This window comes from Amycolatopsis sp. cmx-11-12, assembly GCF_046269425.1.
Taxonomy (GTDB): domain Bacteria; phylum Actinomycetota; class Actinomycetes; order Mycobacteriales; family Pseudonocardiaceae; genus Amycolatopsis.
Map to the genome: position 1 here is coordinate 117,552 of NZ_JADNQM010000026.1, position 25,196 is coordinate 142,747.

Annotated in this window: 21 protein-coding genes and 1 pseudogene; 8 read left to right on the forward strand and 14 right to left on the reverse strand. The window is 68.8% G+C overall.

Features of this window, described 5'->3' with window-relative positions; genetic code table 11:
• Positions 1-251: 251 nt before the first annotated feature.
• The 5 genes from ACLARN_RS30190 to ACLARN_RS30210 form a co-directional block, all read right to left on the reverse strand.
• On the reverse strand, positions 252-1,004 hold the full coding sequence (locus ACLARN_RS30190; protein ID WP_409494864.1) for a 16S rRNA (uracil(1498)-N(3))-methyltransferase: 753 nt from the start codon (positions 1,002-1,004) through the stop codon (positions 252-254).
• Positions 1,005-1,007: 3 nt separating this feature from the next.
• Positions 1,008-2,174, reverse strand: a complete 1,167-nt coding sequence (gene dnaJ / locus ACLARN_RS30195; RefSeq protein WP_409494865.1) for a molecular chaperone DnaJ — start codon at positions 2,172-2,174, stop codon at positions 1,008-1,010.
• Positions 2,175-2,214: 40 nt separating this feature from the next.
• Positions 2,215-3,240 carry a heat-inducible transcriptional repressor HrcA gene (gene hrcA / locus ACLARN_RS30200; protein ID WP_409494866.1) on the reverse strand — a complete coding sequence of 342 codons (1,026 nt, stop codon included), beginning with the start codon at positions 3,238-3,240 and terminating at the stop codon, positions 2,215-2,217.
• A gap of 108 nt (positions 3,241-3,348) precedes the next feature.
• Positions 3,349-4,212, reverse strand: a complete 864-nt coding sequence (locus ACLARN_RS30205) for an aldo/keto reductase (RefSeq protein WP_409494867.1) — start codon at positions 4,210-4,212, stop codon at positions 3,349-3,351.
• A 257-nt stretch (positions 4,213-4,469) separates the two neighbouring features.
• A complete protein-coding gene (locus tag ACLARN_RS30210) occupies positions 4,470-5,966 on the reverse strand; it encodes a CoA-acylating methylmalonate-semialdehyde dehydrogenase (protein ID WP_409494868.1) in 1,497 nt (498 codons plus the stop codon).
• A 141-nt stretch (positions 5,967-6,107) separates the two neighbouring features.
• On the opposite strand from ACLARN_RS30210, the gene ACLARN_RS30215 reads away from it, so the two are divergent.
• Both ACLARN_RS30215 and ACLARN_RS30220 read left to right on the forward strand, forming a co-directional pair.
• Positions 6,108-7,730, forward strand: coding sequence for a PucR family transcriptional regulator (locus tag ACLARN_RS30215; RefSeq protein ID WP_409494869.1), 1,623 nt, complete (start codon positions 6,108-6,110; stop codon positions 7,728-7,730).
• A 59-nt stretch (positions 7,731-7,789) separates the two neighbouring features.
• Positions 7,790-8,155 carry an SSI family serine proteinase inhibitor gene (locus ACLARN_RS30220; protein WP_409494870.1) on the forward strand — a complete coding sequence of 122 codons (366 nt, stop codon included), beginning with the start codon at positions 7,790-7,792 and terminating at the stop codon, positions 8,153-8,155.
• Between the two features lie 74 nt (positions 8,156-8,229).
• Here ACLARN_RS30220 and ACLARN_RS30225 read toward each other — a convergent pair whose 3' ends face one another.
• The 3 genes from ACLARN_RS30225 to ACLARN_RS30235 all read right to left on the reverse strand — a co-directional run bounded on the left by ACLARN_RS30225 (position 8,230) and on the right by ACLARN_RS30235 (position 11,574).
• Entirely contained in the window at positions 8,230-9,789 is a 1,560-nt protein-coding gene (locus ACLARN_RS30225; protein WP_409494871.1) for a DUF4153 domain-containing protein, read from the reverse strand.
• A gap of 67 nt (positions 9,790-9,856) precedes the next feature.
• Positions 9,857-10,894, reverse strand: a complete 1,038-nt coding sequence (locus tag ACLARN_RS30230; RefSeq protein ID WP_409494872.1) for an ATP-binding protein — start codon at positions 10,892-10,894, stop codon at positions 9,857-9,859.
• Positions 10,891-11,574 (reverse strand): response regulator transcription factor, encoded by a 684-nt coding sequence (locus ACLARN_RS30235; RefSeq protein WP_409494886.1) that lies wholly within the window; start codon positions 11,572-11,574, stop codon positions 10,891-10,893. The genes ACLARN_RS30230 and ACLARN_RS30235 overlap by 4 nt, the downstream gene beginning before the upstream one ends.
• Before the next feature lie 241 nt (positions 11,575-11,815).
• Between ACLARN_RS30235 and ACLARN_RS30240 the strand changes: the two genes are divergently transcribed.
• The 4 genes from ACLARN_RS30240 (at position 11,816) to ACLARN_RS30255 (ending at position 16,617) form a co-directional block, all read left to right on the forward strand.
• Positions 11,816-13,387: an NCS1 family nucleobase:cation symporter-1 gene (locus ACLARN_RS30240; protein WP_409494873.1), complete on the forward strand. Its 1,572-nt coding sequence runs from the start codon at positions 11,816-11,818 to the stop codon at positions 13,385-13,387.
• Positions 13,338-14,180: a nitrilase-related carbon-nitrogen hydrolase gene (locus ACLARN_RS30245; protein WP_409494874.1), complete on the forward strand. Its 843-nt coding sequence runs from the start codon at positions 13,338-13,340 to the stop codon at positions 14,178-14,180. Before ACLARN_RS30240 ends, ACLARN_RS30245 begins: the two co-directional genes overlap by 50 nt.
• The gene (hydA, locus tag ACLARN_RS30250) at positions 14,180-15,565 is read left to right on the forward strand and encodes a dihydropyrimidinase (RefSeq protein WP_409494875.1); all 1,386 of its coding nucleotides are present in this window, start codon (positions 14,180-14,182) and stop codon (positions 15,563-15,565) included. The genes ACLARN_RS30245 and hydA overlap by 1 nt, the downstream gene beginning before the upstream one ends.
• Before the next feature lie 62 nt (positions 15,566-15,627).
• Positions 15,628-16,617: a TIGR03842 family LLM class F420-dependent oxidoreductase gene (locus tag ACLARN_RS30255; RefSeq protein WP_409494876.1), complete on the forward strand. Its 990-nt coding sequence runs from the start codon at positions 15,628-15,630 to the stop codon at positions 16,615-16,617.
• 64 nt (positions 16,618-16,681) lie between these two features.
• Here ACLARN_RS30255 and ACLARN_RS30260 read toward each other — a convergent pair whose 3' ends face one another.
• On the reverse strand, positions 16,682-18,175 hold the full coding sequence (locus ACLARN_RS30260; protein ID WP_409494877.1) for an FAD-dependent monooxygenase: 1,494 nt from the start codon (positions 18,173-18,175) through the stop codon (positions 16,682-16,684).
• A gap of 175 nt (positions 18,176-18,350) precedes the next feature.
• On the opposite strand from ACLARN_RS30260, the pseudogene ACLARN_RS30265 reads away from it, so the two are divergent.
• Positions 18,351-19,813 (forward strand): annotated as a pseudogene (locus tag ACLARN_RS30265) (alpha/beta hydrolase).
• Here ACLARN_RS30265 and ACLARN_RS30270 read toward each other — a convergent pair.
• From ACLARN_RS30270 to ACLARN_RS30290, 5 genes are read right to left on the reverse strand one after another with little or no spacing between them, the layout of a single operon-like run.
• Complete coding sequence (locus ACLARN_RS30270; protein ID WP_409494878.1) at positions 19,789-21,018, reverse strand: styrene monooxygenase/indole monooxygenase family protein; 1,230 nt, start codon at positions 21,016-21,018, stop codon at positions 19,789-19,791. The pseudogene ACLARN_RS30265 and the gene ACLARN_RS30270 overlap by 25 nt on opposite strands.
• A gap of 8 nt (positions 21,019-21,026) precedes the next feature.
• On the reverse strand, positions 21,027-22,262 hold the full coding sequence (locus tag ACLARN_RS30275; RefSeq protein ID WP_409494879.1) for a serine hydrolase domain-containing protein: 1,236 nt from the start codon (positions 22,260-22,262) through the stop codon (positions 21,027-21,029).
• A 10-nt stretch (positions 22,263-22,272) separates the two neighbouring features.
• Positions 22,273-23,073, reverse strand: coding sequence for a siderophore-interacting protein (locus tag ACLARN_RS30280; protein ID WP_409494880.1), 801 nt, complete (start codon positions 23,071-23,073; stop codon positions 22,273-22,275).
• A gap of 30 nt (positions 23,074-23,103) precedes the next feature.
• A complete protein-coding gene (locus ACLARN_RS30285; RefSeq protein WP_409494887.1) occupies positions 23,104-23,451 on the reverse strand; it encodes a hypothetical protein in 348 nt (115 codons plus the stop codon).
• 5 nt (positions 23,452-23,456) lie between these two features.
• On the reverse strand, positions 23,457-23,870 hold the full coding sequence (locus tag ACLARN_RS30290) for an SgcJ/EcaC family oxidoreductase (protein WP_409494881.1): 414 nt from the start codon (positions 23,868-23,870) through the stop codon (positions 23,457-23,459).
• A 112-nt stretch (positions 23,871-23,982) separates the two neighbouring features.
• Between ACLARN_RS30290 and ACLARN_RS30295 the strand changes: the two genes are divergently transcribed.
• Complete coding sequence (locus ACLARN_RS30295; RefSeq protein WP_409494882.1) at positions 23,983-24,657, forward strand: TetR/AcrR family transcriptional regulator; 675 nt, start codon at positions 23,983-23,985, stop codon at positions 24,655-24,657.
• Positions 24,658-25,196 lie beyond the last annotated feature (539 nt).

Sequence of the window (25,196 nt, forward strand, 5' to 3'; positions counted from 1 at the left end):
GTCGAAATTTGGGGCGTAGCTTGCGAAGCCCCCAAATGAAGACGCCGCGGCGCGGTGGAGCCTGGGGGTCGCTCCACCGTCGCCGCGGCTCCGCCGGACCGAGGGGGGAGGTGCCCGGCGGGGATTCACGCGCGCGACTGGGCTTCATCCCCAGTGGCGCGCCGAAACCGTGTGTTGCGCGTCAGTTAACGAGAGTAACGGCTGTTTGCGTGATCGCGCCATAACTCGCCGCAAATTAGTGGGGTGTTTTTTCACGTCCAGCGGTCGGTGAGAACCCCTAGTGCGCCGAGGGCGACGGCGGCGGCGGTGGAGGTGCGTAAAACGGTGGGGCCCAACCGGATGGCGGTCGCGCCGGCGTCGGTGAGGGTGGTGAGTTCTTCGTCGGTGATGCCGCCTTCGGGGCCGACGATGAGGAGGATGTCGCCTTGTGGCGGGAGTTCGATCTCGGTGAGCTTCGCGGTCATGCCGGATTCGAGGACCAGTGCGCGGGAAACGGTCTTGGCGAGTTCGGCGAGTTCGCGGGTGTTGACGGGCTCGGTGACTTCGGGGATGTGGGCGCGGCGGGCTTGTTTGGCGGCGGCGCGGGCGGTGGTGCGCCAGCGGGTGAGGGCTTTGTCGCCGCGGGTTCCTTCTTCCCAGCGGGCGACGCTGCGGGCGGCGCGCCAGGGGATGATCGCGTCGGCGCCTGCTTCGGTGGCTAGTTCGACGGCTAGTTCGCCGCGGTCGCCTTTGGCGAGTGCTTGGGCGACGATGACGCGTAGTGCAGGCGGGTCCTCGGTCCAGTGTTCTTCGATGGTGAGGGTGAGTGCCGCGTCGCGGCCCGATTGGACGGCTTCGACGACACAGCGCGCCATGCCGCCTTCGCCGTCGGAAAGCACGAGACGTTCGCCGACGCGCAGCCGCCGGACGGTGGCGGCGTGCCGGGCTTCCTCGCCGTCGAGCGTGGTGCGCCCAGAGTCGGGCAGCGCGGCGGTGAGGAAGACCGGCAGTGTCGTCTCGGGCACGGGTTACCGGTGGTTCTTGGTGCGCAGCTTGGAGAACAGCCCGCCGGGCTTGGAGCCGTTCGAGGAGAGCGAAGGCACGTCTTCGCCGCGCTGCTGGGCCAGTTCTACGAGGAGGTCACGCTGGGCGTCGTCGAGTTTGGTCGGGACGACGACGTCGATGTGGACGTGCAGGTCGCCTCGGCCGTCGACGCGCCCGGAGGACCGCAGTCGCGGCATGCCCTTGGCGGTGAGCACGAGTTCGGTGGCGGGCTGGGTGCCCGGCTCGATGTCGAGTTCGTAGTCGCCGTCGATGAGGGTCTCGATGGGCACCGTGGCGCCGAGGGCGGCGGTGGTCATCGGGATGCGGAAGTTGCAGTGCAAGTCGTTGCCCTGCCGGACGAACACCTCGTGCGGTGCCTCGTCGATCTCGACGTACAGGTCGCCTGCCGGGCCGCCGCCGGGGCCGACCTCGCCCTGGCCGGAGAGCCGGATGCGCATACCGTCGCCGACGCCCGGCGGGATCTTGGCGGTGACGTTGCGGCGGGCGCGGACGCGGCCGTCGCCACCGCACTGGCGGCAGGGGTCGGTGATGACCTCGCCGAAGCCGCGGCAGACCGGGCAGGGGCGGGCGGTGACGACCTGGCCGAGGAACGACCGCTGCACGGACTGGACCTCGCCGGCGCCGCCACAGGTGTCGCAGGTCTGGGTGCCGGTGCCTTCGGTCGAGCCGGCGCCGCGGCACAGGTCGCAGACGATGGCGGTGTCGACGGTGATCTCGCGGTCGACGCCGGTGGCGCAGTCCTCGAGGGTGAGGCCGAGGCGGATGAGCGCGTCGGAACCGGGCTGCACGCGGCTGCGCGGGCCACGGCCACGGCCCCCGCCACCCCCGGCGGCGCCGAAGAAGGCGTCCATAATGTCGCCGAGTCCGCCGAAGCCGGAGAACGGGTCACCGCCGCCTCCGCCCCGCGCCCCGCCGTCCATCGGGTCGCCGCCGAGGTCGACGACCTTGCGCTTCTGCGGGTCCGACAGCACCTCGTAGGCGGTGGTCACCTCGCCGAAGCGGTGCTGGGCATCCTCCGACGGGTTGACGTCGGGGTGCAGTTCACGGGCCAGTTTGCGGTACGCGCGCTTGATCTCCTGATCCGTCGCGTTCTTCGCAACCCCGAGAGTGCCGTAATAGTCCCTCGCCACCGTCTTCGCCTTCTCCTTCTGACTTCGACCTCAACGCGGCTCAGCGGCCGGAGAGGATCTGCCCCACGTAGTTCGCCACCGCGCGCACCGCGGCGATGGTGTTCGGGTAGTCCATCCTGGTCGGCCCGACGACGCCCATCCCGCCCAGCAGCAGGTCGTCCATGCCGTAGCCGATGGACACCACCGAGGTGCTGCGCATCTGCTCGTCTTCATTTTCCTCACCGATGCGCACGGTGATCGCACCGGGGTTGCGGGCGGCCGCGAGCAGCTTGAGGACGATGACCTGCTCCTCGAGCGCCTCCAGCACCTGCCGCAGTGATCCGGGGAAGTCCGAGACGTTGCGGGTGAGGTTCGCCGTGCCGCCGAGTACCAGCCGTTCTTCGGGGTGCTCTACCAGCGATTCCACCAGTACGGTGCAGACGCGGGTGAGGTTGTCGCGCAGCTCGCCCGGCGACTTTTCGGGCAGTTCGGCGACCGCCGCCGCGGCCTCGGAAAGGCGGCGGCCCGCCAGTGCCCCGTTCAGCACGGTGCGCAGCCTGCCGACGTTCTCCTCGGTGATGACGTCCCCGAGGTCGACCGTGCGCTGGTCGACGCGGCCCGAATCGGTGATCAGCACCAACATCAGCCGAGCCGGGGTGAGCGGCACCACTTCCAGGTGACGGACGGCGGAGTTGGTCATCATCGGGTACTGGATGACCGCGACCTGCCTGGTCAGCTGGGCGAGCAGCCGGACGGAGCGGCGCAGGACGTCGTCGACGTCGGTGCCGCTGTCGAGGAAGGCCGTGATGGCCCGGCGTTCGGCCGTGCTGAGCGGTTTGATCTCGGCGATCCGGTCGACGAACAGCCGGTACCCCTTGTCGGTGGGGATACGGCCCGCGCTGGTGTGGGGCTGTGTGATGTAGCCCTCTTCTTCCAGCGCCGCCATGTCGTTGCGCACGGTGGCGCTGGACACACCGAGGTTGTGCCGGTCGACGATCGCCTTGGACCCGACGGGCTCCTGGTTGGACACGTAGTCGGCGACGATCGCGCGCAGCACTTCGAAGCGGCGCTCTTCCGCGTTGGCCACCCGCACCTCCCTCGGCTCGTCCTCACAACGAGTTTACGGAAGGCTTAGTGCCCGGGGAGCCGTAGGACGCTTTCCCCGCCTGGATCGCGGGGAAAGCGCCTGGTCCGCTCAGCTCACGGCGGCGGACAACGCGGCGAACTCGGCGTCGGTCAGCTCGATCTCCGCGGCGGCCACGTTGTCCTCCAGATGCGGGACCGACGACGTCCCCGGGATGGGCAGCACGACCGGCGAACGCTTGAGCAGCCACGCCAGCGCGAGCTGCGACGGCGAGGCCCCGTGCTCTTTCGCCAGTGCGGCGAGGGGGCTGTTCTCGCCCGCGAGTTCGCCGGTGGCCAGCGGGTACCAGGGGATGAAGGCGATACCGTGCTCGGTGGCGTGGTCGAGCAGCTCTTCGGCCCGGCGGTCACCGAGGTTGAACAGGTTCTGCACGGACACGATCGCCGCCGTCTTCTGCGCCTCGGCCAGGTCGGAGACGCTGACCTCGGACAGGCCGATGTGCCGGATCTTGCCTTCGTCCCGCAGCTCGGCGAGCACGCCGATCTGGTCGGCCACCGGCACCTGCTTGTCGATGCGGTGCAGTTGCAGCAGGTCGACGCGCTCGACCCCGAGGTGACGGAGGTTCAGCTCGACCTGCTGGCGCAGGTACTCGGGCCTGCCGACGACGGTCCACTGGCCGGGCCCTTGCCTGGTGAAACCGACCTTGGTGGCGATGACGAGGTCGTCGGCGTACGGATGGAGCGCCTTCTTGATGAGGTGATCGGCGACGAACGGGCCGTAGGAGTCGGCGGTGTCGATCAGCGTGACGCCGAGTTCGACAGCGCGGCGAAGTACGCGTACGGCCTCTTCGGGGTCTTTCGGATCACCCCAGACGCCGGGACCCGTGAGCTGCATCGCCCCGTACCCCAGACGGAAGACGGGCAGGTCACCGCCGAGCGTGAACGTTCCGGAGCGGCGGGCGGGCTGTGCGGACATGGAGCCTCCTGAAGCTTCCTCGGCTGACTCCGTCCACCCTGCGCCCTTTCGTGCGGTGAAGGCCAGCCTGGCCGCCGGATCCCACACGGTGGCCTTCGCCGGTAGCGGCGCTCCTTGGCCGCTTGAGGTACATGAAGGCCCCCTTGCTTGCGCCTAGGTACAGGAAGGGGGCCTTCATGTACCTGGGGAAGGTGGCCTTCACGCGCCACGCGGAACCGGCCGCACTGTGAAGCCCAAGCGCCCGCCCTCCGAAAGTGTCAGCTGTTGCGCGGGAACCCGAGGTTCACCCCGCCCTGCGAGGGATCCGGCCACCGCGAGGTGACGACCTTCGTGCGAGTGAAGAAATGGAACCCCTCCGGCCCGTAGGCGTGGCTGTCCCCGAACAGCGAGTCCTTCCACCCGCCGAACGAGTAGTAGCCGACCGGCACCGGGATCGGCACGTTCACGCCGACCATCCCGACCTCGACCTCGTTCTGGAACCGCCGCGCGGCCCGCCCGTCGTTGGTGAAGATCGCGGTGCCGTTGCCGTAGGGGTTGGCGTTGATCAGGTCCAGCGCCGCGTCGTACCCCTCGGCCCGCGCGACCGTCAGCACCGGCCCGAAGATCTCGTCGGTGTAGACCGACATCTCCGGCGTGACGTGGTCGAACAGCGTCGGGCCGAGCCAGAAGCCGCCGTCCTCGCCGTCGACCTCGATGCCGCGCCCGTCAACGACGAGCCGCGCGCCCGCTTCGACGCCTGCTTCCACATAGGACTCGACGCGTTCGCGGTGTGCGGCGGTGACGAGCGGCCCCATTTCCGAGGTGGGACGCATGCCGTCGCCGACACGCAGCCGGGTGATGCGCTCGGCGATCTTCGCGACCAGTTCGTCGCCGACCGGGTCGACCGCGACCACGACCGACACCGCCATGCACCGCTCCCCCGCCGAGCCGAAGCCCGCGGAGACGGCCGCGTCGGCGGCGAGGTCGAGGTCGGCGTCCGGGAGGACGACCATGTGGTTCTTCGCGCCGCCGAGCGCCTGCACGCGTTTCCCGTGCCTGGTCCCGGTTTCGTAGACGTACTTCGCGATCGGCGTGGACCCGACGAACGAGATCGCCTTGACGTCGCGGTGTTCCAGCAGTCCGTCGACGGCGGCCTTGTCGCCGTGCAGCACGTTGAGAGCACCGTCGGGCAGGCCCGCCTCGGCGAACAGTTCCGCGATGAACACGGCCGCGGACGGGTCTTTCTCGCTCGGTTTGAGCACGACGGTGTTGCCGCAGGCGAGCGCGTTGGGCACGAACCACAGCGGGACCATGGCCGGGAAGTTGAACGGCGAGATCACGCCGACCACGCCCAGCGGCTGCGAAATCGAGTAGACGTCCACATTGGTGGAAGCGTTCTCGCTGAACCCGCCCTTGAGCATTTGCGCCGCGCCACAAGCGAACTCGACGTTCTCGATGGCGCGCGCGACTTCGCCCGCCGCGTCGGACTCGACCTTGCCGTGCTCGCTCGTGACGATCTTCGCCAGCTCGTGACGCCGCGCCGAAAGCAGCTCGCGGAAGGCGAACAGCACGCGCGTCCGGCCCGCCAACGAGGTCCCGCGCCAGCCCGGCAGCGCCCTGGACGCGGCCGCGACGGCGGCATCGACGTCGTCCTGCGCCGCGAAGGGGACCTTCGCCCGCACCTGACCGGTGGCCGGATCGAACACGTCACCGGATCGTTCGCTCACGCCTTCGAACGGTTTGCCGTCTATCCAGTGGTCGATGTGGTCGGTCACGGGTGCCCTCCTGGTCCGGGATGTCTGCTCCCGGTCGAGTCTGGGCGGGCGCGCCGCACCGACACCATCGGCAACGTGTACGGACTCCCGGCCCCGGCCGTACAGTCTGTCTCCAGCGTTGCCGAACCAGGTGGGAGGCCGATGTACCCGACCGTCGCCGAAGTGCTCGCGCTGCCGGTGCTGCGTCAGGGCAGGCCCCATGTGGTGGCGGGGGCGGCGGGGCTGGACGCGCCGGTCCGCTGGGCGCACGTCGCCGAGGTCGCGGACATCGCCCCCTTGCTGCGGGGCGGGGAACTCGTGCTCACCACCGGGGTCGCGCTGCCCGACGACGGCGCCGCGCTCGCCAGATACGTCGCCGATCTGGCCGGTGTCGGGGTGGCCGGGGTCGTCGTCGAACTGGTCCGTCATTGGAGTGACAAGCTGCCGTCCGCGCTGGTCGAGGCCGCGGACCAGCACGGGGTCCCACTGGTCACCCTTTCGAGGGAGACGCGGTTCGTGTCGGTCACCGAGGCGGTGAACGGGCTGATCGTCGACGCCCAGGTCGACGAACTCCGGGCGGCGGAACGGGTCCACGAGACGTTCACCGCGCTGACGGTGGCCGGTGCCGAGCCGGGCGACATCCTGCGCGAGGTCGCGAGACTCACCGAACATCCCGTCGTACTGGAGACGCTGTCGCACGAGGTCCTCGCCTACGACACGGCGGGTGCCGACCCCGGCGAGCTGCTGCCGGGCTGGCCGTCGAGGTCGCGACCGGTGCAGGTGGGCGAGCGGACCGGCTTCCACGCCGGCGCGGGCTGGCTGGTCACCGTGGTCGGCGCGCGGGGGCACGACTGGGGGCGGTTGATCGTCGTATGCGGGGATCCGCCGTCGCGGCGGCACGTGGTGGTCGCCGAACGCGCCGCGTCCGCGCTCGCGGTCCACCGGCTGGTCGCCAAGGACACCGACAGCCTCGAACGCCAGGCGCACCGCGCGATCCTGACCGAACTCCTGGCGAACCCGGTGCCGCCCGCCGAACTGACCGCGCGGGCCTCCGCGCTGGGCGTCCCGCTGACAGGGCGGCTGCTGGTCGGCGTCGCCGTGCGGCCCCGGATCACCGCGACCACCAGGACCACGCAGTCGACTCCGGTGCTGCTGAGGGAACTCGCCGAAGCGACCGCGCTCGCCGCCCGGCGGGCCAAGGTGTCCGCGCTGGTGGCCACCGACGACACCCTGGTGCGCGCGCTGATCGCGCTCTCGCCGGAGGCAGGGGTCGACGCGGTCCTGCACCGGCTGGCCACCGACGTCCACGAGGCTCGTTCCAGCGCGCCCGCCGTGGTCGCGGTGGGGACCACGGGCACCGGACCCGCCGAGGCCCGCCGGACGCTCGTCGAAGCCGCCCAGGTCGCCGCCGCGGCACTCACCGAAAACGCCGAACGTGTGGTCCACCGCCTCGACGACGTCCGCTTGCGCGGCCTGCTGCACCTGCTGGCGGGCGACGAACGGATCACCGCGTTCGCCGCGCGGGAACTCGGCCCGCTGCTGAGCCGCGACGCCGCGCAGGGCAGCAGACTCGTCCAGGCGTTGAGGCATTACTGCGAGCACGGCGGCAACAAATCGGCGGCCGCGGCGGCCGCGCACACCTCCCGCACCGCCTACTACCAGCAGCTGGCCCGGATCGAGCAGGTGCTCGGGGTGCGGCTGGAAGACCCGGAATCGATGCTCTCCCTCTACGTCGCCCTGCTCGCCCACGACATTCGAGAAGACGACGAACACACGACCGGGTGAGCAAATCTCACCCAAGCGTGGAACACAGTCACCGGGTCCCATCAGCCGATAGGGTTGATATGGCTTTCTTCGAACCGATCGGCGCCTGCATGCTCGCACTGGCCTGTCTGGCCCCCGCGCAGCCGGCCGAATCCACGTTCCAGCTGACCAGCCACCACTCGAATGGCCGGTTCGGCACCGTTTCACTCACCTGCCAACCCACCGGCGGTTCACACCCCCGCCGCGGTAACGCCTGCGCCAGCCTGTCCAAAGTGGACGGAAAATTCGACAGGCTACGCGGAAAACAGCGTTCCTGCACCTTGGAATACACCCCGATCGACGTCTCCGCGGTCGGCAAGTGGCGCGGCGAGCCGGTCACCTTCCGCACTTGGTACCCGAACCGCTGCGCCGCCGACGTCGACTCCGACGGCGTCTTCGCCTTCTGACCGGAATGAGCAGGTGACCGCCGCCTTGATCGCCCTCACCCCCAGGAGGGCGATCAAGGCCGTGGTGCCACGGCTCAGGGACGGGCCCGATAAGCGCATTTCGCCCCGTCCACCGCGGCAACGGGGGTCTGACGCGCGAGGGACCGGCTCAGGTTCCATTCACGCCAATCATCTTGCGAAACATCCGTCATGACCGGTCCGAGCACACAGGACCGCGACGGCTCCGGGAGCCGGTCCGCGGCGGGAACGACGTCGGTGGAAAACCCTGACAGGTAGCGGGTGTCGAGCGTCTTGCCGTGCGCGATCCGGTCGATGTTGCGATCGGCGATGAAGCGTTCCGGGTCCAGTACCGCCAACCCCAGCAGGGCCGCGACGGCGGCACCGATGGCCGCGCGGGGCAGCCACGCCGAGCGCAACGGGACCAGGGATACCAGGACCAGCAAGAAGACCAGGCCGATCCAGAGTTCGCAGACCTCGACCAGCAGCCGCAGCACGGTGAACCCGTACGCCTGCTGGTATGTCCACATGCGACTCAACGCCGACGCGACCAGCACCAGGCTGAGCACGCTCAGCACCCCGAGTAGTCCGCGTTGCCATCCCCGATCGGCCGCCGAGGACTTCGGCGCCCACCGCAGTGCCGCGGCGACCAGTAGCAGGGTCAGCACGGTGATGGCGGACAGCTGCCAGAATCCGCTCCTGGCGTATTCGGCCGCGGTCAGGCCACTCGTCCGCAGGACGTAGTCGGTGCCGCCGAACAACACGACCAGGCGGACCACGACGAAACTCGCGAACAGCAGCACCAGCACGCTCAGCGGCAAGGTCCATTCGAGCCGGTGCGCCAGTCGTTTGCGCGGCGCGTCGTTCTCGGCGGGCAACGGCGGCGCGGCCAGCAGGTAGCAGGCCCCGGTGACGGCGAACGCGGCCACGATGAACAGGAAACCCCAGCGCACGAAGGTTCCCGGGCTCAGCTCGGGGATCACCGCGTCGACGACGCTCGCGAACACGGCGTCCGCGCCACGCAGCAGCGGGACGAACACCAGCAGCAATCCGGCGCTCGCCAGCACCGGCACCAGGAACTTCGGCCTTGTGCGGCCTTCCGTCTTCTTGCCGAGCTTCATGAGTCCGCGTCCGATCCACGGGACCGAAAGCAGCGCTTCGATCGGGACCGCGAAGACGTCGTAGATGATCGTGTTCACCGTGCGCTTCCCCACCACCGCAAGGGATCCCGCGACGCAGGCGGCCATCACGCACAGCACGTTCAGCCACACCGACGCGCGGAACATGCCGACCGCGAGCAGTCCGAGCGCGGCCGCCGCCCACAACGCGCTGGCCAGGCGGAAATGCGGTTCGGCGTCGCCGCGGGACCGCTTGTCGGCGAAGTAGACGGCCACCGCGAACGCCAGACCGGCCAGGAACCACCCGGCTCCGGGATCGTCCGGCATGGCGACGGCGGCGACCAGCCCGGCCGCGACCGCCGCGGGTACGACCGAGCCGGGCAGCGGGACGATCGCCGACTTCGGCGGCACCCGTGGCCGCATCAGCACCGGCATCGGCACGGGTGGCGCGGGCGGCAGGGTGGCCGCCGCCGCCGGGGGCGACGCGTGCGCTTGTTTCTCCTTTTGTTCTTCGCTCATCGAATCCTCCATTTGCGAAAGCACATTCCCTTGCGTATGAGAAACCGTCGAGAACTCGGAAAGAGATTTAAGGGACCGGGATCACGACGCGGATGACGCAGCCCGGCCGCTGTTCGGGGCTGACGACGGCGATGCTGCCGTCGTGGAGATCGACCACCCACCGCGCGATCGCGAGGCCGAGCCCGGTGCCCCCGCCGCCCGCGCGCTCGCCGCGGGTGAACCGTTCGAACACGCTGTCCCGCTCCCCCGGCGGGATCCCGGGGCCTTCGTCCTCGACCTCGATGACGACGTCGGCCTCGCGGGCCTCGGCCCGCACCCGGACCTCTCCCCCGGACGGACCGTGCCGGACGGCGTTGTCGAGCAGGTTCACCACGACCTGGTAGAGCCTGCCGCGGTCGGCGACGGCCATCGCGCCGGGCGGCTGGACGTCGACGGCGAACCGCACGCCACGGCCGGTCGCGGCGGCAGTGATACCCGCTTCGGCTGCGACCTCGTCCAGGAGCAGTTCGAGATCGAACTCCTCCAGCTGCAACGGGAACGCCCCCGCGTCGATCCTGGACAGATCGAGAAGTTCCGAGACCAGCCTGCCGAGCCGTTCTGTCTGCTGCAACGCGGTCTTCAGTGTCGCCGGATCGGGTTTGGCGACCCCGTCGACCAGGTTCTCCAGCACGCCGTTCAGCGCGGTGATCGGTGTGCGGAGTTCGTGGGAGACGTTCGCGATCAACTCGCGGCGTCGCTGGTCCGAGGCGTCGAGATCGGCCGCCATCTGGTTGAAGGCGTGCGACAGCTCGCCGACCTCGTCGCGCGCGGTCGCCCGGACCCGCCGGGTGTAGTCGCCCTTGGCCATCGCCCTGGCGGCAGCGGTCATCTCGCGCAGCGGCCGGGTCATCCCGTGCGCCAGGATCTGCGAGGTGACCACGGCGAGCACCATCGCGGCGATCGTGGTGCGCGGCGGCAGCCAGCCGATCTGCCAGTTGAAGAAGGCGAACGCGATACCGCCCGAGGACACCAGCAGGATCGCGAGCTTGAGCTTGATGGACCGGACCGGGTCGAGCGGCCTCGGAAGCGCGTCGACGATCCGGCCGAACAGCGGGCGGAGTTTCACGATCCCACCTCCAGGGCGTACCCGACACCGTGCACGGTACGGATGAGGTCCGCGCCCAGTTTGCGGCGCAACGCCTTGATGTGACTGTCCACCGCGCGGGTGCCCGACCCAGTGCCCGCGACGTCCCAGTCCCAGACCTCGCTGAGCAGCCGTTCCCTCGGCTGCACCGCCCTCGGCCGCTTCGCGAAGTGGACGAGGAGGTCGAACTCGATCGGTGTCAGCTGGGCCGGAGTACCCGCCCGGGTGACCCGCCGCTGTTCGACGTCGATTTCGAGGTCGCCGAGCACGATCTTCGTGCCCGCTTCGCTCACGTCGGCGCGGGCGGACCGGTCGACGCGGCGAAGCAGCGCGTGCACCCTGGCCGAGAGCACCCGCATGGAGAACGGTTTGGTGAGGTAGTCGTCCGCGCCGACGCCGAGGCCGATCAGCATGTCGGTCTCATCCGAGCGGGCGGTCAGCATCAGCACCGGGACCGGGCGGCGGCCCTGGATCCGGCGGCAGACTTCCAGCCCGTCGAACCCCGGCAGCATCACGTCCAGCACCACCAGGTCCGGTTCACGGGCCGTGTCCACCTCGACACCGGACGGGCCGTCGTGCGCCAGATCCACGGTGAAACCCTCCGCGCGCAGCCGCGCGGCGATGGCTTCGGCGATGGTCACGTCGTCCTCGACGACCAGCACCCGGCGTCCTCCCAGTTCCATGGGGATGACTGTAAGCAGCGACCGTGGAGACCGTTCGGGTGAGCTGTGGAGATCCTGTGGAGATGTTTCGGCCCGTTTGCCTGATTGCTACGTCCGCGTGTGTGACGCAGGTCATGCACCAGGGGCCTTCGAACGCAATCGACAGTCTGCGTTCCGACGCCATCAACAGTGAACAGTCTGCCAGTCCCACCCGCGCGGGGCAGGCGAGCACGATTCCGCAATGGAGCCGACGGCACGCGGAACCCAGCTCGTGCATCCTGATGGCCGGGTCGAACTCGGCGAGGTCGAGTCCCTCAAGGACAGCCGCTTCTTCAACGAAGAACTCGCTCCGGTCCCGGTGGAGAAACGCACCTGGACCACCTACAACTACTTCGCGTTGTGGATGGGGATGGCGCACAACATCCCCTCGTACGCGCTCGCCGCCTCCCTGATCGCGCTCGGCATGGACTGGGTCCAGGCGCTGATGACGATCACCATCGGCAACCTGATCGTGCTCGCCCCGATGCTGCTCAACAGTCATGCCGGGACGAAGTACGGCATCCCGTTCCCGGTGTTCGCCCGCGCCTTCTTCGGGATGCGCGGCGCGAATCTGGCGGCGTTGCTGCGGGCGTTCATCGCGTGCGGCTGGTTCGGCATCCAGACCTGGGTCGGCGGTGAGGCCGTCTACATCATCGTCGGGCGACTGGCGGGCTCCGGCTGGAAGGACTCCACCGTCGTCCTCGGCCAGCACTGGACGCTGTGGCTGTCGTTCGGGTTGTTCTGGCTGTTCCAGATGCTCATCATCTGGCGCGGGATGGAGGCGGTGCGGAAGTTCGAGAACTGGACGGCGCCGCTGGTCTCGGTCGGCTTCCTGATCCTGCTGGGCTACGTGCTGGTCAAGGCGGGCGGGCTCGGCCCGATCCTGTCCGAACCCGGGAAACTCGGCTGGGGGCCGGACTTCTGGAAGGTGTTCGCGCCGTCGCTGATGGCGATGATCGCGTTCTGGTCGACGCTTTCGCTCAACATGCCGGACTTCACCCGCTTCGGCGGCAGCCAGGGCAAGCAGGTCCGCGGCCAGATCTTCGGCCTGCCGACCACGATGACGTTCATCGCGATCGTGGCGATCCTGACCACGTCGGGCGGCAGTGTCCTCTACGGCGAGCAGATCTGGGACCCGGCGAAACTGGCCGACCGCTTCGACTCCCCCGTGGTGGTCGTGGTCGCGCTGATCGCGCTGGTGCTGGCGACCGTGTCGGCGAATCTCGCGGCCAACGTGGTCAGCCCGTCCTACGACTTCTCCAACGCCTTCCCGAAGAAGATCACCTTCGCCGTCGGAGGGCTGATCACCGGGATCATCGGCATCGTCATCCAGCCGTGGCGGCTCTACTCCGACCCGAACATCTACATCTTCGCGTGGCTCGGCTTCTACGGCGGCCTGCTCGGCGCGGTCGCCGGGGTGCTCGTCGCCGGCTACTGGGTCGTCAACCGCACCAAGCTGCACCTGCGGGACCTCTACACCGAACGCGGCGTCTACTGGTTCAAGGGCGGCTGGAACTGGCGCGCGCTCGTCGCGACGCTCGTCGGCGCCGTGCTTTCGGTCGGCGGCGCGTACGGCGGGCCGTTCCCCGCCGACGGGCTGATCCCGTTCCTGAAACCGCTCTACGACTACAACTGGGTCGTCGGACTGGCGGGCGCCTTCGTCGTCTACCTGCTGCTGGCCCTGCCCGAGCGCAACCGCACCGCCTATCCAGAGGAGGAAGCAAGTGAGCGACCTGGTCCGAGCCGGATTGATCCAGCAGCGGTGGACGGGTGACAAGGAGTCCATGATCGCGAACGCGGTCGAAGCCATCGGCAAGGCCGCTTCGCAGGGCGCGCAGGTGATCTGCCTGCAAGAGTTGTTCTACGGCCCCTATTTCTGCCAGGTGCAGGACACCGATTACTACTCCTACACCGAGGGCATCCCCGACGGGCCGACGACGAAGCTCATGCAGGAGGTGGCCGAACGCCACGGTGTCGTACTGGTCGTCCCGATGTACGAGGTCGAGCAGCCCGGCGTGTACTACAACACCGCCGCGGTGATCGACGCCGACGGGACCTACCTCGGCAAGCACCGCAAGAACCACATCCCGCAGGTGAAGGGCTTCTGGGAGAAGTTCTACTTCCGGCCAGGGAACATGGGCTACCCGGTGTTCGACACCGCCGTCGGCCGCATCGGCGTCTACATCTGTTACGAGCGGCACTTCCCGGAGGGCTGGCGCGCGCTGGGCCTCGCCGGGGCGAAGATCGTGTTCAACCCGTCGGCGACCAGCCGGGGACTGTCGGAATACCTCTGGCGGCTGGAGCAACCCGCGGCCGCGGTCGCGAACGAGTACTTCGTCGGCACGATCAACCGGGTCGGCGTGGAACCGCTGGGCGAGAACGACTTCTACGGCCAGTCGTACTTCGCGGACCCTCGCGGTCAGCTGATCGGCGAGGCCGCTTCCGACACTGAGGAGGAGATCGTCATCCGCGACCTCGACATGGGTCAGCTCGCCGAAGTCCGTGACCTGTGGGCCTTCTATCGAGACCGCCGCCCCGACAGCTACGGATCTCTCGCGGAGGCGTGATGACCACCCTCATCAGCGGCGGGCAAGTACTCAGCACGGCGGGAGCGTCTGCCGCGGACGTCCTCGTCGACGGCGAGACGATCGTGGCCGTCGGCGCGCCCGGTACCCTGGGGCCAGCCGATTCGGTCATCGACGCCACCGGGAAGTACGTGCTGCCCGGCGGGATCGACGCGCACACCCATATGGAGATGCCGTTCGGCGGCACGCATTCCGTCGATTCCTTCGGCACCGGGACGACGGCGGCGGCGTGGGGTGGCACGACCACGATCATCGACTTCGCCGTCCAGGCCAAGGGCACCTCACTGCTGTCCACTATGGACAAGTGGCACGAGAAGGCCGACGGCAACTGCGCCATCGACTACGGCTTCCACATGATCGTCTCCGACGTCAACGATTCGTCGCTGAAGGAGATGCAGGCCTGCGTCGACGGCGGTGTCGGCAGTTTCAAGATGTTCATGGCGTATCCGGGGGTGTTCTACTCCACGGACGGCGAGATCCTGCTGGCCATGCAGAAGGCGCGCGAGATCGGCGCCACGATCATGATGCACGCGGAGAACGGCATCGCGATCGACCAGCTGGCCGCACAGGCGTTCGCCGCCGGGAAGATCGACCCGGTGCAGCACGGCCTCACCCGGCCGCCGGAGCTGGAGGGCGAGGCGACCTCGCGCGCGATCCAGCTGGCCAAGGTGACCGGGGCGCCGCTGTACATCGTGCATCTCTCGGCGTCGCAGGCACTGGCGGCGGTCGCGGAGGCGCGCGACGACGGGCAGAACGTCTTCGCGGAGACGTGTCCGCAGTATCTCTATCTGTCCATTGAGGACCTGGCGAAGCCCGATTTCGAAGGCTCGAAGTACGTCGCCTCTCCCCCGCTGCGCGAGAAATCGCATCAGGCGGACCTGTGGCGAGGGCTGCGCACCAACGACCTCTCGGTGGTTTCGACGGATCACTGCCCGTTCTGCTTCAAGGACCAGAAGGAACTCGGCCGCGGCGACTTCCGCGCGATCCCGAACGGGATTCCCGGCGTCGAGCACCGGATGGACCTGCTGCACCAGGGTGTCGTGGCGGACGAACTCACCCTCGGCCGCTGGGTTGAGACCTGTTCGACCACCCCGGCGCGGATGTTCGGGCTGTACCCGCGCAAGGGGGTCATCGCGGCGGGTTCGGACGCGGACATCGTCATCTACGACCCCGCGGCGAAGCAGACCCTGTCGGTCGAGACGCATCACATGAACGTGGACTACTCGGCCTACGAAGGAATGGAGATCACCGGCAAGGTCGAGACCGTGCTCTCACGCGGCCGCGTGGTGGTGTCGCCTTCGGGCTTCTCGGGCAGTACGACGCACGGGAAATTCCTCTCGCGCGACCTGAACCAGTACCTGAACTGAGGCGATCGAACTCAGTGTGGCGAAGCCACGCCGTTGAGGGTGGTGGAGGGGAAGAAGGCAGGATGGATTTCGGGATAGTTCTCCAGACCGACCCGCCCGCGCGAGACCTGGTCCGGCTGATGAAAGCCGCCGAGGACCAGGGTTTCCGCTACGGCTGGACGTTCGACTCGTGCGTGCTGTGGCAGGAACCGTTCGTCATCTACTCGCAGATCCTCGCGGCGACGTCGTCGATGATCGTGGGCCCGATGGTGACCAGCCCGGCCACCCGGGACTGGTCGGTGATGGCGTCGACCTTCGCCACGCTCAACGACATGTACGGCAACCGGACGGTGTGCGGGATCGGCCGCGGCGATTCGGCGCACCGGGTGGTCGGCATGGCACCGTCCACTTTGGCCACCGTGCGCGACTGCATGCACGTGGTCAAGGAACTCGCCGAAGGGCGCGAAGTCCTGTTGAGGGACAAGCCGGTGCAGATCCCCTGGATCCGCAACGGCAGGCTCGAAATGTGGATGGCCGGGTACGGGCCGAGGGCGCTGAAGACGGTCGGTGAGCACGCCGACGGCTTCATCCTCCAGTGCGCGGATCCGGCGATCGCCCGGTGGACGATCGGTTCCGTCCGCGAGGCGGCCCGTGCGGCGGGGCGGGATCCGGCCGGGATCACGATCTGCCTCGCGGCACCGGCGTACGTCGGCGATGACCTGGCGCACCAGCGGGAACAGCTGCGATGGTTCGGCGGGATGGTCGGCAACCACGTCGCGGATCTCGTGACGCGGTACGGCGATTCCGGGCCGGTGCCCCGCGAATTGACCGACTACATCCGCGAGCGGGAAGGGTACGACTACTCGCACCACGGGCGGGCCGGGAATCCGTCGACCGACTTCGTGCCGGACGAGATCGTGGACCGGTTCTGCCTCATGGGGCCGTCGTCGGCGCACGTGGAAAGGTTGGAGGAACTGGCTTCGCTCGGTGTGGACCAGTTCGCGCTGTACCTCATGCACGATCAACGCGAGGAAACCCTGAAGCGCTACGGCACCGAGATCATCAACCGCTGACACCCGCAATCAGTCACCTACTTGCGCACGAGACTGCCGCAAGTAGGTGACTAATTGCGTGAGGTCAGCCGCCGAACCAGGCGGAGAGGGCCTCGCGCAGGCCGTCGGCATCGGCGTCCCCGGCCCAGGCGACGTAGCCGTCGGGACGGATCAGGAGGACGCCGGCGGGCCTGTCCTCGGCCTTCGCGGTGTGGACGTCCACGCGACCCTGTGCGAGGTCACGCAGCTCCGGCCGTCCGGCGAGGTCGAGCAGGACCGGACGCGCCGAGCGCAGCAGTTCGCCGACGCTCGTCGTGCCCTCGTCGGTCTCCAGCGCGAAATCCGGGACGAAGGTACCGGCGAGCGCGTGCCCGGAGCCGGGCGACGGATAACGCAGGTCGGTCCCGGCGACGTGGGCGGACAGCCGTCGCGCGGCCTGCTCGTCGCCCAGCAGTTCCTGGAAGATCGTCCTGAGCGCTTCGGCGGCCTCGTCGTGCCCGCGCCGCAGCGCGACCTGCGCCTGGGACTGCACCAGCGCACGGGCACCGGCGGCGTGCCGTTCCGCGTGATAGGTGTCCAGCAGCCCTTCCGGGGCACGGCCCTGGAGTTCGGCGGCCAGTTTCCAGGCGAGGTTGACCGAGTCGGACATGCCGACGTTGATCGCCGTACCGGTGGACGGCAGCAGATGGGCCGCGTCACCCGCCAGCAGGATCCGTCCCTCGCGGTAGCGCTCGGCCTGGCGGGCGGAGAACTGGTAGCGCGAGAGCCGGACCGGGTCGCCCAGCGGGACGTCCGCGCCGAGGACGCGGCGGATGCTGTCCCCGAGTTCGGCCAGCGTCATCGGCACGTCGTCGTCGACCTCGCCGGGATCGTCCTCCGTGGTCTGGATGAACAGGATCCCCGGCGTGAGCGAGCCGAGCGCGAACACCCCCGCGTCGGTGCGGGTGAATCCCGCCTTGATCCGGCCCAGTTCCGGCGTCTCGATGTCGCCGTCGTCGTGCACGGTCAGTCCCTCGGGGATGCTGACCTGGCCGATCCGGTTGACCTCGGGATAGGTGGTGCCGGGGAACGGGATCCCGGCGAGCGCGCGGATCGGGCTTCGCCCACCGTCGCAGCCCACCAGGTACCGGGCGGTGACCTGGTACGGCCCGTCCGGACCGCGCACCTCGGCGGTCACCGACTCGTCGTCCTGGCTCACCCCGACGACCTCGTGCCCGCGGCGCACTCGCGCGCCGAGTCCGGTGGCGTGGTCCTCCAGCAGCCGCTCCAGCGTCTGCTGACGCAGCGGCACCGCCTTCAGCGGCGGCTCCTCGAACCGGGTGAGGTCCACGTGCACCCCGCCGAACGGGAACCGGTGGGCGGGAACATGTTCGGTCAGGGCTTCGTGCACGCGGTCCAACAGGCCGCGGTACTTCAGCAGGTCCAGGATCTGCCCGCTGAGGCCGTGGGCCTTCGGTGTCTTCCCCTGTTCCGGCCGCCGTTCCAGGACCAGTGGGGACACCCCGGCCAGCCGCAGTTCCGCGGCCAGCATCAGACCGGTCGGGCCGGCACCCACGATGATCACGTCGACGTCCGTCAAATTCTTCACTCCTGTTCGGCCTGTTCTGGCTACGGCCGAGGATTCTGCGGCATCACCGGGGTCTTGCCGCAAGCCCCCCGGTGCGCTATATGTTGACCATGGAGGGGGTAGCCCCACCTTCGCTCCGGGTACAGGCACCAGGGCCCGCGCGTCCGCGAGGCGAGACGCTGGCCGGGTGACCAGATTCCGCATCGCCGCTTTGATCACCCTCACCGCACTCGCCGCCGTCACGATCGCGCCCGCGGCTTCGGCCGCGCCGAAGGGCATCGACTGGGGTCCCTGTCCCGAAGGCTCTCCTGCCGGTTACGACTGCGCCGAAGTCGAAGTCCCGTTGTCCTACCAGGACCCGGGCGGCCCGCAGATCACCATCGCGCTCGGCCGGCTCCCGGCCACGGACCAGAAGCACAAACGCGGCACCCTCTTCACCAACCCGGGCGGCCCCGGGAACCCCGGCCGCTCACCAAGTTCCGGACCCCGTCACTGCATCGGCAGTTCGACATCGTCGGGTTCGACCCGCGCGGCATCGGCGCCAGCACCCCGGTCCGCTGCTTCGCGAGCGACGCGGAAACCGAACCGCTCAACCGGATTCTGGGGAAGTTCCCGATCACCGCCGAGCAGGAGACCCGGCATTTCGCCGACGTCCGTGCGGTCGCCGCCTCCTGCGGCCGCAACGCCGGGCCGCTGCTGGGTCATTTGTCGACCGCGAACGTCGCCCGGGATCTCGACAGGCTTCGTGAAGCCGTCGGCGAGCCTCGCCTGCGCTACTACGGACTCTCGTACGGCACCTACCTCGGCGAGGTGTACGCCAACCTGTTCCCGCACCGCGCCGGGGCCTTGGCGCTCGACGCCGTCGACGATCCGATCGCTTGGTCCACCGGGCACCGTCCGGAGGACGCGAACATCCCGTTCAGCACCAGGCTCGGCGGCTTCCGGGACGCGGACCGCGCGTTGCAGGCGTTCCTCGACGCGTGTGCGGCCGATGTCCGGTGCGCGTTCCGCGAACCCGGGACGGACCTGCGGGCGAAGTACGAGGGCATCCTCGACCGGCTCGAGGCCGCGCCGGGCGCGATCACCTACCAGGACGTCATCCGGCGCACCCACAACGCGCTGACCGACGAAGCGAAGTCCCCCGCGTTGGCGGAATTCCTTCAGTCGGCGACGAAAACAACGTCGGCGAAGGCCATCGTGACACCGTTCGACTCCACGCTGGGTGGTGGCGGGACGATCTGTGCCGACACGACGAACCCTCGCGACCCGGCGGCCTGGCCGAAAGCGGCGCGCGAAGCCGACCGTGAGAGCCGTGGTTTCGGTTCCTATGACACCTATCTCTCGCTGCCGTGTGCCTTCTGGCCCGCCGCGGACCCGGCGCGCTACACCGGGCCGTGGAACCGGCCGACCGCCCCGATCCTGTTGCTGGCCAACGGAAAGGGTGACCCCGAAACGCCGTACGCCGGGGCGAAGCGAACCGAACGCATCCTCGGCAACGCCCGGCTCCTGACGCTGGACGCCTGGGGGCATGGTGCCGCGAACCGCAGTGCCTGTGTCGACGCGGCCCTCGACGCGTATCTGACCCACGGCCGTCTTCCGGCACGCGGCACCGTCTGCGCCCCGGATCACGCGCCTTTCGACGCCAGGTAGTCCCTCGCGATCCGCTCGTCGGTGAGCCAGGCGGCGTAGTCGGCGGGGTTCTCGAAGATCCGCGCGAACCGGTGTGCCACCTCGGGCACCGTTTGCGCGGCGACCAAGGTGGCCAGCACGTGATCCGGCGGAGGCGCGAGCAGATCGTTGCTCAGCCGGGTCGCGTGCTGGGCCTTTTCCCAGTATTCGGCGAAAGCGGCGTGCAGGAACGCCTCGTCGAACGGACGGTCGCCGTGGTCGAGGATGCGCCGTTCGTAGACGGCGGCGGCATGGGCCGCCAGATTCGCGCCCTGTCCGGCGACCGGGTCGTTCGTCACCGCGGCGTCGCCCATCGCCAGCACTTTCGCCCCCGAGGGCAACGTCCCGACCGGTTCGCGCACGATCGGCAGCACCCGGCCACGCAGGACGTCCAGCGGCCCGCTCGGCCGGGCACCGGCGAGCGACTCGACCACCCACGGAAACTGCTTGCGCAGCAACGTCATCGCGGTGTCGAAGTGCTCGTCGGGATCGGTGACGTCGTCCCAGACGTCCAGGGGCCCGCCGGGCACACCGAAGAACCCGAGACCGAAGACCGGGCCGCGCACGGACTGGATCGGCAGCCCGAACAGTTCCCCTGCTTGAGAAAGGCCGAAGGTCAGGCCCGGGTAGACCGGGAGCGGCTCGTCGCTCCCGGAGACCAGATACGTGATCCCGATGGTCCGCTGCGGCTCCCGATACGGGGAACGCGCGTCGTCGCGCGGGAAGAGACTGTCGAACCGCGGACCCCGTCCGGCCGCGACCAGCACGAGATCGAACTCGCGCGCGTACTCGTCCAGCCCGTCGGGAGTGACCGTGCCGAGCCGCACCTCGCCGCCGGCTTCGGCGAAGGCGGTCAGCCAGGCGGACACCTTGACCCGCTGGTCGACCGACTGCGCGGGGTGATCGAACCGGGCCTGCCACGAGACGGCGGGCTCCTGGCCGTCCCCGGCGAGCCCGAACGACGCGCCGAGGATCTCCGGGGCCTGGCCGTCCCAGAAGTTGATGCCCAGCGCGCGTTCCCGCGTCAGCGCGGGGTGGAACACGCACTGGTTCGAGATGAGCCTGCCCGCGCGGATCGTTTCGGCGTCGCGGTCGGTGACCACGGTGACGGCGTATCCGTGCTTCCGCAGGCCCAAGGCCAGGACCAGACCGGCTTGCCCGGCCCCGACCACCACGATCCGCCGCATGGGACCCCCTAGCCGACGAGCGCCTGATACACCAGATTGCGCAATTCGCCGCGGATCGGGTAGGAGGACGACGGCAACAATTGGGTGAAGAACAGCACCGTGATGTCCTCGTCGGGATCGACCCAGAAAGCGGTGCTCGCCGCGCCGCCCCAGGAGAATTCCCCGGCACTGGCGAGGGTTTTGGCCTTCAGCGGATCATCGAGCACGGAAAAGCCCAGTCCGAAGCCGAAACCGTGGTACGGCGCTTCGGAGAACCCGACGCGGCCGTAGGTCTCCAGATCCACCCCTCCCGGCAGGTGGTTGCTCGCCATGACCTCCACCGTGCGCGAACCGAGCAGCCGGACGCCGTCGAGTTCGCCGCCACGCAGCAGCATCTGCGTGAAACGGTGATAGTCACCCGCCGTCGAAACCAGGCCCCCGCCACCCGAGAGGCACGTGGGCGTGACACGGCCGACCGCGCCCATCTCGTCGTGGCGCAACGGCACCTTGGTCTTCGGGTGGGGCACGTAGAGGGCGGCGAGCCGGTCGAGGGCGCCGGGATCGGCCTGGAACGCCGTCTCGTGCATGCCGAGCGGGGTGAAGATCCGCTCGGTGAAGAAGGTGTCGAGAGACTGACCGGAGACGACCTCGACAAGCCTGCCGAGGATGTCCGTCGCGACCGAATAGTTCCATTCCGAACCGGGTTGGAACTGCAACGGCTGCCGCGCGAGGGCTTCGGAGACGCTTGCCAGGTCGAGTCCCGGCGCGGTACCGAAGTCGAATCCGGCCTCGCGGTAGAGCGCGTCGACCGGATGCGTGCGGTGGAACCCGTACGTCAGCCCCGCGGTGTGGGTGAGCAGATGCCAGAGCCGGATCGGCTCCGTCGCGGGCTCGGTCGTCATCCGGACGAACGAGCCCGTCGTGAAGACCCGCGGTTCCGCGAATTCCGGCAGCCAACGGGAAATCGGGTCACGGAGGTCGATGCGCCCCTCTTCGACGAGCATCATCGCGGCGACCGAGGTGACCGGCTTCGTCATCGAGAAGACCCGCCAGATCGTGTCGGTCTCCACCGGGAGCCCGGCCTCGATGTCGCGCAGCCCGTTCGACGCGAGATGCGCGACCTTCCCGTTCCTGGTCACCACGGCCAGATACCCGGGGAGCAGATTCCGCTCCAGGTATCCGTCGAAGTGCCTGTCGATCCGTCGAAGCCGCTCCGCGTCGAAACCCACCTCGGCCGGGTCGACGTCCACCTTCAGCTCGATCATGCGACCGAGGCTACGCGTTCCGCTCGGCCTTTTTCTCCAGTCGCCACGCCTCGTCGGTCTTCCCGATCCGCCAGTATCCGGAAATCGACAGCAGATCGCGCCGCATCCCGCGGTCGTCCAGCAGATGACGCCGCAGGTCCCGGACGAACCCGGCCTCGCCGTGGACGAACGCCTGCACGACACCGTCGTGCCAGTCGAGCGCGCGGACGGCGGCGGCGAGATCGTCGCCCTTGCTCCGGTGCAGCCAGGTGATCCGCGCTTCAGCCTTGGTGGTCAGCGACTGCTCTTCGTCGGCGTCCTCCACCAGAATGACCGCGTGCACGGGAACGCCCACCGGCATCGCCTCGAGTGACGCGGCGATCGCCGGCAGGGCGCTCTCGTCCCCGGCGAGCAGATGCCAGTCGGCCTCCTCGCCCGGCGCGTATGCCCCGCCGGGACCGGAGATCAGCAGCTCGTCACCGGGTTTCGCGGCCGCGGCCCACGGCCCGGCGACGCCCTCGTCACCGTGATGGACGAAGTCGAGCACCAGTTCGCCGAGATCCCGGTCGAAGGACCGGACGGTGTAGGAGCGCATCCGCGGCCACTGCTCGCGCGGCAGCTCTTCGCGGACCCGCGCCAGGTCGAACGGCTCGGGATAGGTCACGCCGGGCACCCGGAAGTGCACCTTGACGTAGGCGTCGGTGAATTCGTTGGGGCGGAAGGAGGCGATCTCTTCTCCCCCAGCGACGATCCGGACCATATGCGGGGTGATCCGCTCGGTGCGCAGCACCCGCAACCGGGTCGCCGACGCCGGCTTACGCGCCTCGGCCATCCACGATATCCTTTCCTGGGTTAGGTGAACCTAACCGAGCGTACGCCCTTCCCCCGCCTCCTTGGTGAGATCTCCCATCATCCGATCAAAGCCCTCCCGCGTCCGCTCGGCGAACCCGACGAAGAACCGGTTCGCCAGCGGAACCGCCCACCGGCCCCGGGAAGCGACGTTGTACACCCGATGAGTCACCCGCGCACCGGCCGGATCCTCCTCGACGGTGTACTCGCCGCGGTACCACCAACCGCCCTGCTGAGCGACGAAGCGCCGTTCGGCGTCGACCTCGAAGTGAGGGTTGTACGGCTGCCCTCGCAGAGTCCCCGCGATCCGGGCGAAGACCTCGTCGGCGGGCGCGGGCACCACGCCCGCCACCTCGACCATCGGCTTCACGCCGCGCTCGCGGCCGGATCACTCACCCTGGTGTTCTGGAAGGACGCGACGCGCCAGCCTTCGGGCTCCTCCACCAGCACGTACGTCAGCGTCGATTCCCGGCCCGGTTCGGGCTTGCCGTCCGCCAGCGACGATCCGCCGCCGGACACGACGATCGCGACGTCCGGCCGGACGAACCTGACCTTGAGCTCGCCGCTCCCTATCACCATCTTCGAGCCCTTCAGGGGCCCCTCGAACAGGGCCCGGTGCGAGCTCTCGATGAGCTCACGTCCCGGCATGTTCATCCCGAAGAACGTCACGTAGTCGGCGTCCTCGGTGAACAACCGCGCGTACGCGGCCGCGTCGCCGTCGTTCCACGCGTCGGCGAGACGGCTCAGCACGGCCAGGACTTCGGTCTTTCGTTCGGTCATGAGATCCTCCAGTTAGACGAACAGCGTTCGTGTTACGAACACCGTTCTACAGACGAACAGCGTTCGCGTCAAGTAGAGTTCCCGGCGAACCCCGGATCAGGAGGCGAACGAAGTGAGCAGGCCCCGGCGTCGCGCCGAGAAACCCGTGCTGTCCCAGGAGCTCGTGGTGAAGACGGCACTGGACCTCCTCGCCACCGAAGGGCTGGAGGCGGTGAGCATGCGACGGGTCGCCCAGGCACTCGAAACCGGCCCCGCGTCGCTCTACGCCCACGTCGCGAACAAGGAAGAGCTTCACGAGCTGATGGTCGACCACGTGCTCGCCTTCGGCCCGTTCCCCGAGCCCGATCCGAAACGATGGGTCGAGCAGGCGAAGGATCTGCTGCGCGAGAACGTGCGCGCGCTGACGTCGTTCCCCGGGATCGCCAAGATCGCTTGGGCCATCCCCGTACCTGTCGGCGCGAATGCCTTGCAGCAGGCCGAAGCCATGCTCGCGGTACTGCGCGCGGGCGGCCTCGACCTCAAGCGAGCACTGTTCGCAGCCGACGCGTTATGGCTCTACGCCAAGGCTTTCGCCTACGAAGGCGCCGGCTGGCAGCACGGCGACATCAACCTGGCCGAACAGGAGGAACGCGGCAAGCGGATGGTCGCGTACATGACGTCGTTCCCGCCCGGCACGTTCCCGAACCTGCTGGGCTCGGGCGAATACCTCACCTCGGAGACCGCGCAGGAACGGTTCGAGTTCGCCATCGACCTGTTTCTCACCGGCCTCGCGTCCAAGGCCTCGTGAGTGGTAAGGCAAAGGTGTCGTGTCCGGGCGCGGTCCCGATACCGGACCGTGTCCCTGTGACCACCGGATCCGGAGAGGGTGTGTGGAAATAGGGACACCCAACGTCCCTATTTCCACACACCCCTCACCCGACGCCACCGTTGCCTTGCCCCTCAACAGAACCGTCCTTACCACTCACGAGGTTCACGCCTTCGTCTCGGACAGCTCCGGCCCATGGCGGTCTCGCGGTAACAGATGAGGTGCACGTCGGGCTGCCGCAGAAGGGCGCTCCAGTAGACCACGAATACCGATAGCGGCACGATCGGCACATCGTGGTGTTGGGATTCGTTGTGCCGCGGCAATTCCGCGATCTCGACTACTTGCGGCACTCCGGATCAGCGCGTGAAGGCCCCCTTCCCTCGGCTGAGCCGGGGGGGTGGATTTCAGGGGTCGTTGCAACACGGGTGATCAACTGGTTTTGGTGAGGAGTTTAGCGAGGCGCTCGGCTGGGGTGTCCCAGTCGAGTGTTTTGCGTGGGCGGCGGTTGAGTTGGGCGGCGA